The sequence below is a fragment of the Roseofilum sp. Guam genome (assembly GCF_017746735.1).
Taxonomy (GTDB): domain Bacteria; phylum Cyanobacteriota; class Cyanobacteriia; order Cyanobacteriales; family Desertifilaceae; genus Roseofilum; species Roseofilum reptotaenium.
Genome location: NZ_JAGHZN010000003.1, coordinates 55,180 through 73,044 on the forward strand (window position 1 = coordinate 55,180; position 17,865 = coordinate 73,044).

Annotated in this window: 20 protein-coding genes; 5 read left to right on the plus strand and 15 right to left on the minus strand. The window is 46.1% G+C overall.

Features of this window, described 5'->3' with window-relative positions; genetic code table 11:
- Positions 1–4: 4 nt before the first annotated feature.
- The 5 genes from J7529_RS01470 to J7529_RS01490 form a co-directional block, all read right to left on the minus strand.
- Complete coding sequence (locus J7529_RS01470) at positions 5–742, minus strand: cytochrome c biogenesis protein CcdA (RefSeq protein WP_318727521.1); 738 nt, start codon at positions 740–742, stop codon at positions 5–7.
- Positions 743–756: 14 nt separating this feature from the next.
- Positions 757–1,053: a type II toxin-antitoxin system RelE/ParE family toxin gene (locus J7529_RS01475; RefSeq protein WP_271938245.1), complete on the minus strand. Its 297-nt coding sequence runs from the start codon at positions 1,051–1,053 to the stop codon at positions 757–759.
- Positions 1,050–1,277 (minus strand): addiction module protein, encoded by a 228-nt coding sequence (locus tag J7529_RS01480; RefSeq protein WP_318727522.1) that lies wholly within the window; start codon positions 1,275–1,277, stop codon positions 1,050–1,052. Before J7529_RS01480 ends, J7529_RS01475 begins: the two co-directional genes overlap by 4 nt.
- A gap of 147 nt (positions 1,278–1,424) precedes the next feature.
- Positions 1,425–2,309: a hypothetical protein gene (locus J7529_RS01485; protein ID WP_318727523.1), complete on the minus strand. Its 885-nt coding sequence runs from the start codon at positions 2,307–2,309 to the stop codon at positions 1,425–1,427.
- Positions 2,310–2,388: 79 nt separating this feature from the next.
- Entirely contained in the window at positions 2,389–2,934 is a 546-nt protein-coding gene (locus J7529_RS01490) for an NUDIX hydrolase (protein ID WP_318727524.1), read from the minus strand.
- 86 nt (positions 2,935–3,020) lie between these two features.
- Here J7529_RS01490 and J7529_RS01495 point away from each other — a divergent pair, with 86 nt between their 5' ends.
- Positions 3,021–3,368 carry a DUF6464 family protein gene (locus tag J7529_RS01495; RefSeq protein ID WP_271938253.1) on the plus strand — a complete coding sequence of 116 codons (348 nt, stop codon included), beginning with the start codon at positions 3,021–3,023 and terminating at the stop codon, positions 3,366–3,368.
- Complete coding sequence (locus J7529_RS01500; RefSeq protein ID WP_318727525.1) at positions 3,365–4,594, plus strand: MFS transporter; 1,230 nt, start codon at positions 3,365–3,367, stop codon at positions 4,592–4,594. The genes J7529_RS01495 and J7529_RS01500 overlap by 4 nt, the downstream gene beginning before the upstream one ends.
- Positions 4,595–4,658: 64 nt before the next feature.
- On the opposite strand, the gene J7529_RS01505 is transcribed toward J7529_RS01500, so the two are convergent.
- Positions 4,659–5,270 carry a TetR/AcrR family transcriptional regulator gene (locus J7529_RS01505; protein ID WP_271938256.1) on the minus strand — a complete coding sequence of 204 codons (612 nt, stop codon included), beginning with the start codon at positions 5,268–5,270 and terminating at the stop codon, positions 4,659–4,661.
- 125 nt (positions 5,271–5,395) lie between these two features.
- The gene (locus J7529_RS01510; protein ID WP_271938258.1) at positions 5,396–5,713 is read right to left on the minus strand and encodes a DUF3067 family protein; all 318 of its coding nucleotides are present in this window, start codon (positions 5,711–5,713) and stop codon (positions 5,396–5,398) included.
- Positions 5,714–5,903: 190 nt separating this feature from the next.
- Between J7529_RS01510 and petC the strand changes: the two genes are divergently transcribed.
- Both petC and petA read left to right on the plus strand, forming a co-directional pair.
- On the plus strand, positions 5,904–6,443 hold the full coding sequence (gene petC / locus J7529_RS01515) for a cytochrome b6-f complex iron-sulfur subunit (protein ID WP_413038791.1): 540 nt from the start codon (positions 5,904–5,906) through the stop codon (positions 6,441–6,443).
- A 60-nt stretch (positions 6,444–6,503) separates the two neighbouring features.
- Positions 6,504–7,472: a cytochrome f gene (petA, locus tag J7529_RS01520; RefSeq protein ID WP_318727527.1), complete on the plus strand. Its 969-nt coding sequence runs from the start codon at positions 6,504–6,506 to the stop codon at positions 7,470–7,472.
- A 97-nt stretch (positions 7,473–7,569) separates the two neighbouring features.
- On the opposite strand, the gene J7529_RS01525 is transcribed toward petA, so the two are convergent.
- The 3 genes from J7529_RS01525 to J7529_RS01535 form a co-directional block, all read right to left on the minus strand.
- Entirely contained in the window at positions 7,570–8,340 is a 771-nt protein-coding gene (locus tag J7529_RS01525; protein WP_318727528.1) for a cobalt-precorrin-6A reductase, read from the minus strand.
- 15 nt (positions 8,341–8,355) lie between these two features.
- Positions 8,356–9,078, minus strand: a complete 723-nt coding sequence (locus J7529_RS01530) for a class I SAM-dependent methyltransferase (RefSeq protein WP_318727529.1) — start codon at positions 9,076–9,078, stop codon at positions 8,356–8,358.
- A gap of 83 nt (positions 9,079–9,161) precedes the next feature.
- Complete coding sequence (locus J7529_RS01535; RefSeq protein WP_271938263.1) at positions 9,162–9,344, minus strand: hypothetical protein; 183 nt, start codon at positions 9,342–9,344, stop codon at positions 9,162–9,164.
- A 201-nt stretch (positions 9,345–9,545) separates the two neighbouring features.
- Between J7529_RS01535 and J7529_RS01540 the strand changes: the two genes are divergently transcribed.
- A complete protein-coding gene (locus J7529_RS01540; protein WP_318727530.1) occupies positions 9,546–12,065 on the plus strand; it encodes a mannose-1-phosphate guanyltransferase in 2,520 nt (839 codons plus the stop codon).
- 245 nt (positions 12,066–12,310) lie between these two features.
- Here J7529_RS01540 and J7529_RS01545 read toward each other — a convergent pair whose 3' ends face one another.
- The 5 genes from J7529_RS01545 to J7529_RS01565 all read right to left on the minus strand — a co-directional run bounded on the left by J7529_RS01545 (position 12,311) and on the right by J7529_RS01565 (position 17,858).
- Positions 12,311–13,081: a hypothetical protein gene (locus J7529_RS01545; protein ID WP_318727531.1), complete on the minus strand. Its 771-nt coding sequence runs from the start codon at positions 13,079–13,081 to the stop codon at positions 12,311–12,313.
- A gap of 513 nt (positions 13,082–13,594) precedes the next feature.
- Positions 13,595–14,020, minus strand: coding sequence for an alpha-ketoglutarate-dependent dioxygenase AlkB (locus tag J7529_RS01550; RefSeq protein ID WP_318727532.1), 426 nt, complete (start codon positions 14,018–14,020; stop codon positions 13,595–13,597).
- Between the two features lie 210 nt (positions 14,021–14,230).
- Positions 14,231–14,602, minus strand: a complete 372-nt coding sequence (locus tag J7529_RS01555) for a hypothetical protein (RefSeq protein ID WP_271938271.1) — start codon at positions 14,600–14,602, stop codon at positions 14,231–14,233.
- 144 nt (positions 14,603–14,746) lie between these two features.
- Positions 14,747–16,456, minus strand: a complete 1,710-nt coding sequence (locus J7529_RS01560; RefSeq protein ID WP_413038792.1) for an ABC1 kinase family protein — start codon at positions 16,454–16,456, stop codon at positions 14,747–14,749.
- Positions 16,457–16,730: 274 nt separating this feature from the next.
- On the minus strand, positions 16,731–17,858 hold the full coding sequence (locus J7529_RS01565) for a DegT/DnrJ/EryC1/StrS family aminotransferase (protein WP_318727534.1): 1,128 nt from the start codon (positions 17,856–17,858) through the stop codon (positions 16,731–16,733).
- Positions 17,859–17,865 lie beyond the last annotated feature (7 nt).

Below are 17,865 nucleotides of genomic sequence, written 5' to 3' on the forward strand. Positions count from 1 at the left end.
AAAATCAACTTATGGGCACAAGACGAGACAGGAGCGAAATCACCCCAAATCCTACTAATAACACGCCACTGGTAGGTGTGATCCATCCTGACCATTGTCGGAGGGCTAAAAGTTTTTTAATCGAAGCGGTGAAGGTTCCCGCCAGTACCAGGGGAGAGACATATCCAGCAGTATAAGCCAGGAGTAAACCACTGCCCAGGATGGGGTTTTGGGTGCTGGAAACCCAAGCCAGAAGGGTGGCTAAGACGGGGGTGCTACAGGGGGAGGCAACTAAGCCAAAGGTTAAACCAATGAGGTAAGAACGCACGCTGTTGGGGAAGTTAGGTGAAATCCAATCCATGCCTCCAGAAGCGGGGAGTTGCAGGGGTAAGGCTTCCAGAAGATTGAGTCCCATCAAGATAGCGATAATACTGACGATGATGGGTAAGCCGATACCAATTTGGCCATAGACCTGACCGACGAGAGCGGCAACGATTCCCAACAGAGCGAGGGTGGTGGCTAAACCGGCAGCAAACCACAGGGACTGAATCGCAGATTGGAGGCGGTTTTCGGTTTCGTAGCCGCCGATGTAAGCAACGGTGAGCGGCAGCATAGAGAGCATACAGGGGGTGAGGCTCGTCAGTAGACCAGCGATAAAAATGAGACCGATACTAACAGCATTGAGATGAGCTAGTTGGGTATCGACTAGGCGATCGGCAAACTGTTGGAGATAATAGAGTTGGGTTTCTAGGGTTTCAATCATGTTCAATGCTGGTTCTAATCCTCAAGATTTTTTTTCCAGGATTGGGGATGTTTTTGTAGGTGCATTACTGAGATCACTAAGATTGAATCTTCTTCAATTGTGTAAATAATTCCATAAGGAAAACGCTGCATACGGCAGCGTCTGATTTTCTCGTTTAATGGTGTCCAAGCGCGGGGATTTTGCACAATTCGATTAACAGTTGCTTGGGCTTCTGCTAGAAAATCTTCGCCCAATCCAAAAGATTGATTTTGATAAAATTCAGCAGCTTCTTGTAACTCCTGACTGGCTGCTAATAAAAACTTGATGCTCATGTTTCCAGAGATTTCTTAATCTCACTGAAGACAGATTGTCCATCTACAACCTCTATCTGACCTGCATGATAAGCATCTAGTCGGCTTTGGGATTCATTGAGCCAAGCAAGATCAATTTCAGTTTGTTCTGGATTATCAAGACTTGCCCATAGAGCATCGATCAGATGAACTCGTTCTACAACCGTTAGTTTAAGGGCTTTTTCTGTTAAAACGGCAGCATCCATAATTTGAAAGTTGAGTTAGGTTAGTTGTATCAGCAGGTACGACCCACCTTACATGACTGAATGTTAGTGTAACACGATCGCCCAACTTCATTGTGTTGGTGATAAATGATAGCCAGAAACCCGATTGCTTCTCAAGGGTGATCGCCATCAATTCAAACCAGCTTCTGCAAGCACCAGATGCAAATCCTCACTCAAACTGAGTTGTATTGCCCACTCTTGCAGATAGTTGAGATCGAGCAATTCTCCTTGAACCTTGAGAATGCCCAAAACATCCCGCCACTGCTTTTCCGATTGACTTTGTTGTTGCCATTGCAGCTTGCTTAAAATTGTATCTTCGGGACTGGCATAATACAAAATCCGTCCTTCCTCCATGGATACTGCCTGTCGTCGTTCGAGTTGCATTTGGTCAAAAGGCGTTGTCCCCAACAAAATCAAATCCCCTCTGGCAATTGTCGCCATGTGAATGACTTGCAGGATATTGAGCCGTCCGTTGTTCACATCTTCTATACCCGCGACGTAAAATCCAGATTCCTCCAGGGAGGCGATCGCTTCATCAAGTCGATCGCGCTGCATGGATACCACCACATCTAAATCGCGAGTGGTGCGGGGTTCGCCATACAAAATTGCCGCCGATCCACGGGCAATGAAATACTCGATTTGTAGGGATTCAAACAGGTTGTGCAACAAAAAGGCGATTTCTAATGGGTCTTGAATCCACATTTTTTCGTTGTTTCCCGGTACAAACGCGCTTGGATAATCATCTTGCAACCATGCTCTGGCTATTTTCTCCGCCAAGGCTTGACCCGTCAAGTGAGGGAAGCGCCGTTTGATACTTTGCAACGATAATTGTCGGGTTCGCTTCATCAAATCCCGCGCCATCCCATATCGCTGCAAGGGCGATCGCGATAAAACTCCGTTTCGCTGGCGCGATCGCAGCAGCAAAAATTCCAACCGATCCGCTTCGGCGATCGTATCTCTTGCTTGGGGGCGATATCCTGGTTGTCCGGTGACTCTATGAACAGAATGACTCACTGAATTATCCATTAAATAAGACTTACCCAAAGTTACCCACAAATGGACATCGATCTTCTAGCACAATCATCTGCTCATTCTACATCCCATGAAGCGCCATAACTAAAGCAGCAATTGTCCCGGAAACACAGATTTTTCCGCGAAAAATAGTATCCATTACTTCATTAATGGGAATAAATACTAACTCGATTTCTTCTGTGATATCCAAGTGTTGCTCGCCAACCTGATGAATATTTTGGGCTAAAAAGACATGAATCCCATTGGTATCTTTGGGGGGATTATCATACAGAACGCCTAAAAATTTCCAATCTTGACTCTGATAACCGGTTTCTTCTTCAAATTCTCGCCTAGCGGCAACTTCTGCTGATTCTTCTGGGGGATGAAAATGGCCGGCTGGTAATTCCAATAATACTTTTTGTACCCCATGGCGATATTGACGGACAAATAAAATTGTTCCTTCTGGGGTAATAGGAACAATCATGGCGACTTCTGGACGAATACTGACAAAGTAATCATCAATAATGGTTTGGTTAGGCAATTGGACGGTATCTTGGCGCACCTGACACCAAGGATGGTCAAAGGCTAGATGGGAGTGCAAGAGTTTCCAGCGTTTTGGCAAGGTCATGGGAGGGGGATGGGGGGATGGGGAGATGGGGAGGATGAAATGATATAAGTTATTATTGTTCACACCACCGAGCAGCTCTGTAGACCGTGAACCTAGATCTGATTTTAGTCTTCTTTGTGGGCATGATTCCACCAACTTTGTCCTTATGGATGATGCGTAAAGTGGAACTCCAGTGTCAACAGCGTCATGAACGCATTTTACGAGCCTATCGTAATAGACCCTTACAATCTCCACGGGAACGCTTATTGAATTATAGGCCCTCTTCCTTCACCCCTGGAATGGGGATAGATACAATTATTGGCGATATTACTTGCCAATATAACGCGCGATCGCCCTATCTGAGATGTGCCATTAATCCCCATGGCCCTTGTGAAGAGTGTTCCCACTATCAACCGACCCAAGAGGATACAGGGTTTCGAGGCACAAAATCTTGAACAAAGATAGAGTGTTCTCTATATTGCCCCAACTGCCACAACCGGTTTGGATTTTAGCGGCGGGTCGTCTCTTATCCCAAATTGGCATCGGATTTACCCTATTTTATGCTCCCATTTTTTTCGTTAATCAAGTGGGACTCTCGGCGACTCAAGTCGGTTTGGGATTAGGAAGTAGTGCTTTTTCTGGCATTCTCGGACGGTTTCTAGCAGGTAACTTTACGGATTCTCCCCAATGGGGTCGCCGCCGTACCTTATTGTTGTCGGCTCTGGTTTCGGCTTTTGCAGATGTAATTTTGGCTCTAATTGTCGATTTTCCAACCCTGGTTTTGGGAAATCTGTTGATGGGTTTGGGGATTGGACTCTATTGGCCGGCAACGGAGACCGTGGTGGCCGATGTAACTCAGCTAGATCAACGAAATGAAGCCTTTGCTCTAGCACGATTAGCTGATAATTTAGGACTCGGATGTGGGGTACTGTTGGGGGGCTTGTTAATTGAAGCCGGGGTGAATTTTCGCTGGCTGTTTGTGATGGATGGTATATCGTTTTTACTATTCTTTGCTCTGATTTATACCGCGATTGACGAAACCCGACCCCAAAACCACAAGCCCCGACCCCAGCACGGTTCTAATTGGGGGGTAGCTTTGGGCGATCGCCAGTTACAAAAGTTTGTAATCGTTAATCTTCTCTTTACCACCTATCTCTCGCAACAGCAAAGCACATTGCCCCTCTATTTGAGCAATTTTCTAGCCTCTGGAGGGTTTTCTCCTGCCATCATTAGCAGCTTATTTACCGGACAAATTGCTTTTTTAGCCCTCTGTCAACTCCCCATCGCTCGCCGTTTAAATCGTTGGAGTCGTTCGCAAAGTTTAATGCTATCCCTATCAGTTTGGAGCGCAAGTTTTGTTTTAGTCTGGATCGCTGGTGGAGTCAATCAAGAAGCTCTATTTTTGGCTATCAGTGCATTAGTCGGGATGGCAGTTGCCACAGCCATCTATACCCCATCCGCTTCTGCTCTCGTGGTGGATTTAGCTCCAGAAGACTTACGGGGAACCTATTTAGCCATTAATGCTCAATGTTGGGCTATTGGCTATCTGATCGGCCCCCCTTTGGGAGGATGGGTATTAGACCAGTCTAGAATCATTATCGATGGGTTTTGGCTGGCGATCGCCTTCAGCACCCTCCTTGGTATCCAGATTTTGCGATCGCTTGAGGGCACTTCGCGCTAGGGAATGGGGAATGGGGAATAGGGAATAGGCAACCAGCAATCTCCATTTCCCCTCATACCCCCACCTACTTCGCCAGCACACCATGGAGGAAGATATCTGCCATCCCTTCAGCCATTTCGCGCATGGACTGGGGAGAAGCATCTGGTTCAATAATCGTTGTATCGCTAAATCCGGCAATCACAAACATGCCCAAAAACACCTGAGCGACAATTTTAGGATTCATCTGGCGATAAACCCCCCGATCCATTGCCGTTTGAAAAAATGCTTCTGCCACATCCGTCATTTTATCGATTACATCGGCTTGAATGCGATCGCGCAATTCCGGATGAAACTGAGCCTCCATAAAACAGACTCTCATGCGATCGGCATTGCGATGCAAACTCATCATTCGCCGTCGCATCACTTGGGCAATATCCCGATAACTGCCCATTTCACTTAACTCCGTGAGCAAATCCGTTAAAATATCAATCCAGCCTTGAGTCGCAATTTCCAACAAAATTGCCTTCTTATTACTGAAATGCCGAAATAACGTTCCTTCCGCCACCCCCGCCGCTTGAGCCAAATCCCGTGTTGTTGTGCCATCATATCCTTTGCGAGCAAATAGATGTTGGGCTGCTGCCAGAATACGAGTTCGGGTTTGGGCTTCTGGTTTAGGGGTTGAAGTTGCTATAGTCATCTTCTTAAAGTCAGGTTAATATAACTCTCTTATCCTGTTGTATGGTGATTCAGGATCACTTAGAGCAATTAATCCGTAAAACTTCACACAACCTTACAAAAGTTCTCTAAGATCGCTTAAATCCGTTAAGAGTCCTCCAAAATCCATTCGGAAGAGCGATCGCCCAAATCCAAGATCAACGTCAAGGCCTTACCCAAACGGGGGCGATCGCTGGTCTGTTCAATATAAGACCGCAATTGCTCCGTAGCGCCCCAGTCTTGAAGATACAAGGCGATACGGCTCAGATGGGCGAGATATTCATCCGGAGACCAAGGGAAAGACGCTTGTTCCAAATATTTCCACATAATTTGTACCAAGATTTTCCCCTGGCTTCTACGGATTTGTATATCGTAAGAACGTCCCCACTTGTTCCGTAACAATTGATGTAACTCTTCTCCGGTCATTTTTCTGCTCCCGATCCTCAAAGGACAAATTCTTCAAAACTCACCGCTAAGGGGTGTTAAAAAATGTAATAATGCTCTCATACAAAGTGTAAACTGAGGATTGGCCAAAATTTAAGTGGTCATCTTTAGAGTAGGGGTACTACCTCCTACAAACACTAAAGAGAAAGTGAATCAATTAACAAAACAACTGATGACTCAAGCTTCTGGATCGGCGGATGTCCCCAATATGGGACGACGGCAATTTATGAACCTCTTAACCTTTGGTTCCGCAACCGGAGTCGCTCTAGGCGCTCTTTATCCGGTTGTCAACTATTTTATTCCTCCTTCTAGTGGTGGTGCTGGCGGCGGGACAACCGCTAAGGACGCGGCTGGTAATGATGTGGTAGCTAGCGAATATTTAGCCAGTCATCCCGCAGGCGATCGCTCCCTCGTCCAAGGACTCAAAGGAGACCCCACCTATTTAGTCGTTCAACAAGATAAAACCTTAGCCAGCTATGGACTCAACGCAGTGTGTACCCATTTGGGTTGCGTTGTGCCTTGGAATGCAAGTGAAAACAAGTTTATCTGTCCTTGTCATGGTTCCCAGTATAATGCGGAAGGTAAAGTGGTTCGCGGCCCCGCACCCTTATCTCTAGCTTTAGCTCATGCTGATGTCACTGACGATAAAGTGATTCTGAGCAACTGGGAAGAAACAGACTTCCGCACCAATGAAGATCCCTGGTGGACATAACTCTCCTCTTCCATTTCCATAAGCGCTGAATTTATAAAGTTTACATCCTGTTCATAACTGATGAAATACTGTTCTGTCTTAACAACCTGGCGCAGGTTGGTTCTAGTGGCGATCGCCGCAATCTCTATCTTTGCCGCCTCCGATCTCATTAACCCCCAACCCGCAGCAGCCTACCCCTTTTGGGCCCAAGAAACCGCTCCTATCACTCCCCGTGAAGCCACCGGCCGCATTGTCTGCGCCAACTGCCACCTGGGAGCCAAACCCACCGAAGTCGAAGTTCCCCACTCCGTCCTCCCTGACACCGTATTCAAAGCCGTCGTTAACATTCCCTACGACACCAGCGTACAGCAAGTGTTAGGCGATGGTAGTCCTGGTGGTCTCAATGTCGGTGCCGTCTTAATGCTCCCCGAAGGATTTAAGATTGCGCCCGAAGATCGCCTCTCTGAAGAACTCAAAGAAGAAACCGAAGGCGTTTATTATCAAACTTACACCGCAGACCAAGAAAACGTCATTCTGGTTGGACCTCTTCCCGGTGACGACCATCAAGAAATTGTCTTCCCCGTTCTCTCTCCTGACCCCAAAACCGACAAATCCATTAACTATGGTAAATATGCCATTCACGTCGGTGGAAACCGAGGTCGCGGTCAAGTCTATCCCACTGGAGACAATACCAACAATACCGTTTCTTCCGCTTCCGTAGCTGGAACGATCTCCAGCATTAGTGAACTTGAATATGGCGGCTATGAAGTCACCATTCAACCGGCTGATGCAGATGCTGTCGTCACCAGTATTCCGGCTGGCCCTGAATTAATCGTTTCTGAAGGCGACGAAGTAGAAGCCGGACAAGCTTTAACCAACAATCCCAATGTGGGTGGTTTTGGTCAAATTGATACGGAAATCGTTCTCCAAGATGCTACTCGTATTCAAGGTATGATTGCCTTCTTAGTGCTGATTATGATCACTCAAATCTTCCTCGTTCTGAAGAAGAAACAATTCGAGAAAGTCCAAGCAGCCGAAATGAATTTCTAAATCCTAAATCTTGGGATGATTGGGCAAGACAGAAACCGGGTTTCTTGAAGAAATCCGGTTTCTTAATTCCCTATTCCCCATTCCCTAGCACGCAGCGCTATATGACATGGGATAGACAAAACTCGATCGCCTCCTCAATATCCTCAGTTTGTTGGGGATAGCTCATTTTCGGTCGAGTGATCGTAATTAATGGAATTCCCAAACGATCGCACAGTTGACGCTTGATGGCTTCTCCTCCTGCATTTCCTGATGCTTTGGTCACTACCAGGGAAATCTGCCAATGTTGCCATAGGGCTAACTCTAGAGCTTCAGGAATTGGAGGACGGATGGCAATCAGGCGATCGCTCGTAAATCCCGCTTCCTGAGCAATCTGAATTGACTTAGCAGAAGGGAGTACTCGCGCAAACAATGTTGCCTGGTGTTGCCAAGGTTGAAATAAGGGTAAGCGTTGATATCCAACCGTTAAGAACACGCGTTGATCGCTCAAATAGTCCCCACTCACCAGGGTGGCAAAACTGTCTAAGGTCACGATCTGACTAGAGCCAGAATCATCAGTTACAGGAGGGCGCTCATAGCGCAAATAGGGGATTTGAGAGCATTCTGAAAAGGCGATCGCCAGTTGGGAAATTTTCACCGCCCAAGGATGACTCGTATCTAAAATAACGCTAATATCATGAGATCGAGTGAATTCATCTAAACTCGATCCCTTTAACTTCCCTACCCATACCGTTAACCCAGGATAAGTGGCATAAAGCGATCTTGCTGGCTCAGTCGTTACCGTTACTACACACTCCACACCTCTCTTCACCAACCCTTGAGCCAACAGGCGACTTTCTGAAGTCCCCCCAATCAACCAAACTGTACTCATTTTACGGCGATCGCTTCACGGATACTGGACAACATAGAGATGGAACAACTCACCCTCTCTTTTTTTAACTACCTTTGCTCCCACGGCACGGATTGCTTTTTCCCACTCCTGTAAAGGCTCTAGAGCCACTTCCGCCCCCAAATACGTCTCTAGAATGGCCCAATTTTCTGCCAATTCTACCTCTGGGTTTAGCACATCAAACACGAGCATTCCCCCAGGTTTCAGTACCGACTTTACAGCACCCATGACCTGTTGCCAATAGTCCACAGAAAAATAACAACTCCATCCCGTGGCGATCGCCAAATCAAACTGTCCTGGCTCGTAATCTAACTGGTGAGCTGGCCCCAACTTGACCCCCTTAAACAACTTAGAATTTAACTGCGGGCCGCGAGAATTTAGGGCATCGGAAGCCTCCTTACTAATCTCCTGACCGTAAAAAAAGGCATCCCATTCTCGCCAAGGATAAATCAGAAAACTCACCCCACAGCCAATATCTAGGCACTTTTGCCCCTTTTTCGGCTTACACACCTGCCAAAACTCAGACGTAATCTTCGGGGTTAACTCCCCACTCATCCATTGCCGAAAAATCGGCATCTCTTCCACTTCTGGCGGAACTTCAAAGGCATCTCCCCGGTATTGGCGGTTAAACCGAAGTGCCACCGCCGCTAGTTGCTCCTCCAGAGCCTCTGTAGAGAAATTTTGTAGTCCAAAACCTGAAGCATTACTTAAGCGTGTCATATCTGAATAGAGATGGGGGGATAGGGGGATAGGGGGATGGGGAAAGAACCCATTACCCATCATTATTAACGATTAATTGTTCATTATTTCAAGGCCTTTCTAAAATTGCGGCGATAGGAGCCATTAAACACCAACACCGGCCAACCCAAGGAGAGAAGAACCTTATTCATCAATCCTGGTGTAAAATTTGTCCGAGAATAGCCTTTCCAAAACTTCCAAACTCCGATCGCATAGCCGATGAGTCCCAAAACAATCAATAGCTTCATCTGGTTATCGCTCCTAATTCAGTACATTCAGTCAGTATCCATTTAGGATCGTGAGAGTATGGTACAGTTTTAGCAAAATTGTAATAAGTGTTGATCGTCACTACTATTAAGTTTAGTGAATTCATCCATGACTTGGTTTTGGTTCTGTGTTCCTCACAGCAGACTCCCTATTCCCTATTCCCTAAACCAGAGGAGCGTCTTATGAGAGCAGTGCTGATGGCAGGTGGTTCAGGAACTCGGCTAAGACCGTTAACCTGCGAGCTTCCAAAGCCGATGGTTCCTGTCCTTAACCGACCGATCGCCGAGCATATTGTCCGCCTACTCAAACACCATCACATTCGCGAAGTAATTACGACACTCTATTACTTACCTGATGTGATGCGCAGTCACTTCCAAGATGGGCGGGAGTTTGGTATCCAAATGACCTATGCAGTTGAGGAAGAGCAACCCCTAGGAACTGCTGGGTGTGTCAAGAATGTATCTGAGTTGCTAGGGTCAACCTTCCTAGTCATCAGTGGCGATTGTATCACGGACTTCGATTTAAGTGCGGCGATCGCCTTTCACTATCAAAAAAAGTCGATCGCCACTCTAGTCTTAACCCGTGTTCCCAATCCCCTAGAATTTGGAGTGGTGATTACTGGGCCTGATGGTCGAATTCAACGCTTTCTAGAAAAACCCTCAAGTAGTGAAGTTTTTTCAGATACCGTAAATACGGGAATTTATATCTTAGAACCCGAAGTCCTAAACTATTTATCCCCCAAAGAAGAAGCGGATTTTTCTAAAGATTTATTTCCCTTTCTACTCGCCCAAAGAAAACCTCTTTATGGCTACATTGCCGAGGGGTATTGGTGTGATGTTGGCCATCTTGATGCTTATCGGGAAAGCCAATATAGCGCTTTAGCTCAACGAGTGAACTTAGAAGTATCTTATCCCAATCGATCGCCAAGTTTATGGATTGGGCACAATACTTATATCGATCCCACGGTGAATATAGAACCCCCCGTGCTCATTGGCCATAACTGCCGTATTGGTAGCCATGTACATATCGAACCGGGAACCATTATTGGTGATAATGTCACCATTGGCTCCTACGCCACGTTAAAACGGCCAATCATTTGGAACGGGGCTATTATCGGTGATGAAAGCCATCTGAGAGCTTGTGTCGTGGGTCGAGGAACCCGGATCGACCGTCGTGCCCATATCTTAGAAGGGGCGATCGTCGGTTCCCTGTCTACAGTAGGAGAAGAAGCACGGGTTTCTCCTCAAGTACGGGTTTGGCCGAACAAAAGAATTGAAGCTGGAGCGATCTTAAATCTGAATTTGATTTGGGGTAATGTCGGCCATCGTAACCTATTTGGACAGCGGGGAGTATCGGGTTTAGCCAATATTGACATTACGCCAGAATTAGCGGTCAAACTGGGAGCTGCCTATGGTTCAATCTTGTCGCCAGGGTCTGAAGTCACGGTATCTCGCGATCAGCGCAGTATTTCCCGCATGGTGACCCGCTCTTTAGTGGCAGGATTGATGTCAGTGGGCGTAGACGTGCAAAACCTGGAAAATAAGGCAATTCCCATTGTTCGCACTGTGATTCCCACCCTAGGAGTAGAAGGGGGAATTCATGTGCGTTTGCACCCAGAGCGGGGGAGTTCCATCCTGATTGAATTTCTCAATCATAAGGGTATCAATATTTCTAAATCCAAGGAAAAGAAAATTGAAGGCTGTTTCTTTAAGGAGGATATGCGGCGATCGCTCCTTTATGAAGTGGGCAATGTCACTTATACCTCGGAGACATTGCAAATTTATATGGAAGCCTTTGAGAAACACCTCAATTTAGAGGCGATCGAAACCGTTTCCTCCAAAGTGGTGATTGACTATGCTTTTGCCGTCAGCGGCGCAGTTTTACCCCAACTGCTGGCTAAATTTGGCTGTGATGCAGTGGTTCTCAATGCCAGCTTAAACCCCAAACCCCTCTCCCTGGACGACCAAGAAGGGCTACTCAATCAATTAGGCCGAGTTGTGGGGGCACTGGAAGCGACTATGGGGGTACAAGTATCCTCAAATGGGGAAAAATTTGTCTTAATTGATGAAACGGGAACAGCGATCCGAGGGGAAATCCTCACCGCTTTGATGATGCAAATGATCTTAACTGCTCATCCCAGGGGAACGGTGGTCGTTCCGATCCATGCTTCGAGTGCGGTGGAAGAAATCGCCCGTCGTCATGAAGGCCGGGTGATTCGCACCAAGTCAAATCCAGCCGCTTTAATGGAAGCATGTCATGCTAATCCTAATGTGGTCTTAGGGGGAAGTGGGGATATGGGCTTTATCTTTCCCCAACTCCATCCCGGTTTTGATGCCATGTTTGCGACAGCCAAGTTGATGGAGATGTTGAAATTACAGGATATTTCTTTGGGCACGATGCGCTCGAAACTGCCCACCATTGCCCATCAGATGACAACTCTTCGCTGTCCTTGGACGGCGAAGGGGGCAGTAATGCGCTATTTGGTGGAAACCCATCCTTCAGAGCAGTTGCAATTGGTGGATGGCGTAAAAATCATCTCCCCCGATGGTCACCATTGGGTACTCATTTTGCCAGATGCGGGGGAAGCAATGATTGATATTGTGGCTGATGGTTGCGATCCAGAGATTGTGGAGAGCTTACTGAAAGATTATTGCGATCGCGTCCACAGTTTTATTGAAGCTCATCAAAGATTTGATGACTAGGGCATAGGGAATATAGCAGTGAAAGAGTTGATTAGGACAGTGAGGTTATGGTTTGAGGTAATAGGCACGAATCGCAATAGAAAATGTCCTAACTCTCCCTTTCTCTGCTATAGGTTGTGGTACGACCTGGTTTTGTCTTCTTGCCGTAAACTTGGAGAAAGTTTCTGTTTCTGCACTCCTCCACTCCCCCATTCCCCTACGGAGAGTACAAAGCGCCATCAATGCTCAACACTCACCTGGCCGAGTTACTTTAATAACCGATAACGCTCTAGTAGGGTTTCTAGCGTTTTCGGCAGAATGTCCTTTAAATCTTGTGCTGATTGAAAGGATAGACGGTTTTGGGGAGACACATCAAAGGGAAATTGTCCCGGAAACTCCGATCGCTCCATTTGCGCGAGTAAGATTTGTTCGGGTCGTTTGATCGAGAGAGCATATCCCATTTCCACACAGACATAGGGACTGGGGAGCAGATGGGTTACCTCTTCGGTTTCTACTTGAGTCACTGGAGTCCCATCAGCAATGAAGAGCAAGCTTTTACGAATGCGACGCATCAAAGGATTATTGAGACGAATGGGGGCTTGATTAGGACGATGGGAGGATTCTAGCGTTAGGGTTAGACGCGATCGCCGATTTAAATCAGCGATCGTCTCTTCTAATGCTTCCTTGAGGATCTGACTCGACTCTCCCTCTTCCTGCTGATAGCAGAAGAAGACCATCGGATCGAGATGGGCCATCACTTCCTGTTTGGTAAAGTAAATTTCATGACTGGTTAAGTCAATATTGGAGATGGCATAGCCTCCACTGCCTTCAATATAAAACTCAATGGTTTCCCCTTGTAAATATCGTTGAAACCAAATGGATTTCTTGATTTCTTCGCTATCTTCGAGAAAATCAGCCCGCAGAGCAGACTTGAGCAAACTTTGCTTGCTCAACCGCATGTCTGGGGGTCGTTTTTCTAATTCTGGAATCGGTTCGTATTCTTGGAGATACCAAGCCTTAAGCGCAATAATGGCCATAAGCTTTCAGAAGGGAGAATTCTACCTATCGATTGTAGCGGATTGAGGAATTCCCCTGCTTATTTTTTTGATCGGATTACTTTTAAAAGCACAACTACACCCGAATAGTTCCCTGAAGCCTTCCTTGCTTAGATTAAGTCTATCTGGAGGAGAATGGGTTAACTTAAAACTAACTTAACTCCACTTTTTGACTCCCAGTTTTCTCACTTTAAGGAAAGACCAGCCACCGATTGGGTGCAGCTTGTACTTGGAGAGACAGATGATAGTGAAACAGCGTTTTACCTCTCAAACTAATAGAAATAGACTGTTTGATCTGCCGAATGAAGCTTTTTCTTAGCTCCATATTTTCAATATAGAGGATAGTCTAATTCCAATCAAGAAATTGAGATTAAACTTAACAATTAATGAGTTTACTCCTCTCATTTTGGCAAGTTAATGAGTAAATCTACTTTGATCGATTATGCAATTATAGCGATTCTCTTTTGTCTGGAATACCATTCTACAATTCCCTGACTAGATAGCAATTTTTCTTAATGTTATGCTTATACGAGAGCCGATATCAGGCTCTTTGAGGATTCCATGAAGCCAGTCGGCTTGAACCTCATTAGACATATACAGTAAATCACCACTGTCTAAGCGATAACTCTGTTGAATCATTCGGTCTTCCTTGAGTTTGTATGTAATGTTTCGACTCGATCCCAGCGAAAGAATGGCCACCCCAGTGCCTGGAGCTAGTTTCTGGGCAGTATCAGAGTGAAAACCCATGGAGGAATTACCATCTGGGTAGAAATTGAGCAAACAGTTATTGGGGGTAAATCCAAGTACATCCGAAACCGCCGCGCACACAGGTTCTAGTTCAGGATGCATTTGAGTTTCTGGATAGGTCATCTGTGAATAGTTGTAGGAGACTCCAAAGCTGGCTGTTTTCCGAGTCTTCATCCTTTCATCCCACACTACAGTGTCACGAAGCTTTGAGAATAAGTCTTCGTGATTGAGCCAGAACATTCTTCGCAACTCTAGGTTAGGTGAACTGATCTTCATATCTTGAGTCGTGTAGGTTGGGTTGAGGACTGTTGCAACAATTACCGATATGTTTAGGCTTCACTATCGTTCAACCCAACCTACACTCATTGACCATGCCAGTCTATTTTAACCCCAGGAGTCTAGATCTAAGGCTTTCGAGCCACCTTGTTGCAGTTGGATCAGGACTTGACCAAGTTGATACCAAACTAAGCCACTAACGAACAGGGTAACGGGGAGAGAGATTAAATAGGCGATCGCCGTGGGAAAGCCAAATACCGCCAACCCCGAAGACAAAAATACACAAGCACCGGCAAAAATTCCCGTAAATGGAAACAACAGTTTTGGCCCCTGTAGCCGGGTGATATCATACTTAGAAGATTGGGATGACCAGAGTTTTGCTGATTCAGTCAACGTCGCATAAAATGCAGCTCCTGACGTTAAGCTAACCAGTAAACCAATTATTAATAAAGCGTAAGGGGGTTGTGCAGTATAGTACACGAATGCTACTCCTGGGTGGAATTGAGATAAAAGGTGTTCCTAGGGAGTATACAGTGCTTCGCGCTCTCCGTGGGGGAATGGGCGATAGAGGGGTTAATCCATGAAACAGCCCTGCTTAAAAAGCAGGGGGTTTTCATGCGTCATTTATTGGGTGAAAGCTGCTACAGAAGGGAGTAGTAGAGCCGCTCGCTCTCTAGAAAAATCAGCGAGCGCTCCCCAAGCGGCATCGAGTAAGCGACTAGGCTGGATATCATCCTGAATTAAATGCCACAGTCGTTCCACTTCCTCGGTGTGTAAGCGGTCATTTTCCGTCAGGGCTAAGACAATTTGATGGCGTAAATATTGTCCCTCTTCTGAAAGGAGATATTGTAAACCCAATTGAGCGGTAGGCATTAAATCAAAGCCACTATCGGAGCGGGCGATCGCAATCATATTCTCTAAGCGATCCCACCGGAACTTACCGTCTTTAATCAAGACCTCTAACAAGCGTCGTCTTAAACTGGGGGTTTCACCAGTTAGTAACCGTTGAGCCACATAGGGATAAGCAATTTCCACAATTCTAAAATCAGGATTAATGCTCAAGGCTAATCCTTCCTGAGTCACCAGCGATCGGATAATTAAGGCAAACTTAGCCGGAACTCGGAAGGGATACTCGTACATCACTTCCGAGAACTTATCCGTAATCGTCTTAAAATTAAAATCCCGAACACTTTCACCCATGATATCCCCAAATACCGCTTCCAGGGCAGGGATAATCGGGTAAATATCAGTATCCGGAGTCAGAAAACCGAGCTTAACAAAGTCTTCAGCTAATTCCGTATAATCCTTATTAATCAGATGCACCACGGCATCCACTAATGTTTCTTTAGCTGTCTGATCTAACTGATCCATCATGCCAAAATCAATATAGCCCATTTGTGCCCCAATGCCTGAAGGATCGGATAGGGCAAATAGATTCCCTGGATGGGGGTCAGCATGGAAAAAACCGAACTCTAGTAATTGTTGCAGGCCTGTGGTTACCCCAATACGGATAATTTTATCGGCATCTAAACCGGCTTCTTGAATTGCCTCAGTATTGGTGAGTTTATAGCCATTAATCCACTCTAGGGTGAGGACTTTCTTGGCGCAATAATCCCAATAAATTTGCGGAACTCTAACTTGGGGATTATAGCGAAAGTTTTCCGCAAACTTTTCGGCATTTTTCCCTTCATTAATATAGTCAATTTCTTCAAAAAGTTTTATGCCAAATTCCTCTACAATTAGAGTCAGGTCATGACCTAAATTAAGAGGGAGAATGGGTGAAATCCAACGGGCTGCCCATCGCATCAGGTATAAATCGAGGGTGAGAATGGGGATTAGATTGGGTCGTTGGACTTTGATGGCGACTTCTTCTCCACTGTGAAGCCGTCCTCGGTAGACTTGGCCTAAACTGGCAGCAGCGACGGGATGGGGAGAAATATCCAGGTACATTTGGGAGATCGAACCTCCCAATTCTCTCTCGATGATGTCAAAGGCGGTTTGATTCGGAAAGGGAGGCAGGCGATCTTGAAGTTTAGTTAACTCTTCGAGAAAGTCTTTACGAATCAGATCGGGACGGGTAGAGAGCGCTTGACCGACTTTGATATAGGTTGGCCCTAGGTGAGTGAGTAATTCCCTCAACTCGGTGGCGCGTTTGGGCCGATTTTGCTCGACTTGGTTCCTGAATTGATCCGACTTCAGGGAGAAGATAAATCCTAAAAAAGCCCCGATTAAAGTCACAATTCGATAGAGACTTTGCCAGGGGCGGAATTTATAGTAGCTGGCGATCGCCTGGGGGTCGTATCTCCTGAGCTGCTCAAGTGGATGTTGCTTCACGCTAGCTGATGCCTCTTGATAATCACAATTTTGACTATTCAACGTTTAGATTTCTATCTGCTATCGATAGATTTTATTAAATGTTGACCATTGACCTATCCAAATTTTAGGATTTTGAGCAAGTTTATTTACTCTTGTCCTAATTCTATTTTTCTAGGTTGGATCATACTTTTTATCTTTTTCTTAACTATAGTACAAAAAACTTCAAACTATCTTATGTTTTTGTTAAGGAATGTAAAGAGGATGCCAGAGGCTTCCCCATAGCCAACTCTCCCTACAAAATGTTTTTTAGGCAATCGACCACCCGTTTTTGCTGTTCTAACGTTAATTCGGGGAACATGGGCAAAGATAAAACTTCTTGGCTCAGTTGCTCGGAGATCGCCAATTGATGGGGCTGATATCCTAAATCCTGATAAACCGGTTGCAGATGTAAAGGCAGAGGATAATAGACCGATGCGATCACCCCTTGCTCCCGTAAACGCAATTGAATGCGATTGCGATAGTCTGAATCTAGCTCTTGTCGGTCCTTAATCCGAATCGTGTATTGATTCCAAACTGACTCCCCACCCTCGATTTCTTGGGGCAGTACAATCCCTGAAACTGATGCCAATAATTCATGATAACGATAGGCAACTTCCCTACGGTGCTGATTCCATTGGGGCAGATACTTAAGCTTAATTTTTAAGATTGCTGCTTGTATTGCATCTAAACGGGAATTTACCCCGGTCACCTCATAAACATAGCCACTGCGCCGCCCATGATCGCGCAATAGATGCACCCGATCGGCGATCGCCAAATCCTGAGTCGTCAGCGCTCCGCCATCCCCGCAAGCGGCTAAATTCTTAGTCGGGTAAAAGCTAAAACAGCCGATATCCCCCCAACTGCCCACGGGAGAACCCGCCCAGGTTGCGCCAGCAGCTTGGGCACAATCTTCAATGACCTTAAGATTATGAGTTTTGGCGATCGCCATCAACCGAGTCATATTCACAGGTCGGCCAAACAAATGTACGGGAATAATGACCTTAGTGTTCTCAGTAATCGCTGCCTCTACTTGGGACAGATCCAGATTAAACGACTCCTCCTCTACATCGACAAATACGGGAGTAGCCCCCACCATGGCGATCGTTTCGGCTGTGGCAATAAACGTAAACGGGGTCGTAATCACCTCATCTCCGGGCCCGACTCCCACTGCTCGCAGGGCTAAATACAAAGCATCCGTCCCCGAATTACAAGCCACACAGCAATTTACACCCACAGCTTGGGCCAACTGTTTTTCAAAGGACTCCACCACAGGGCCACCAATGTAGCGACCCGAAGGCAAAAGTTCTAGTACCGCTGCTTCCACCTCCGAGGCGATCGCTTGGTATTGCTGGGTTAAATCAACAGGGGGAATGTTGTTCACTCGCTTA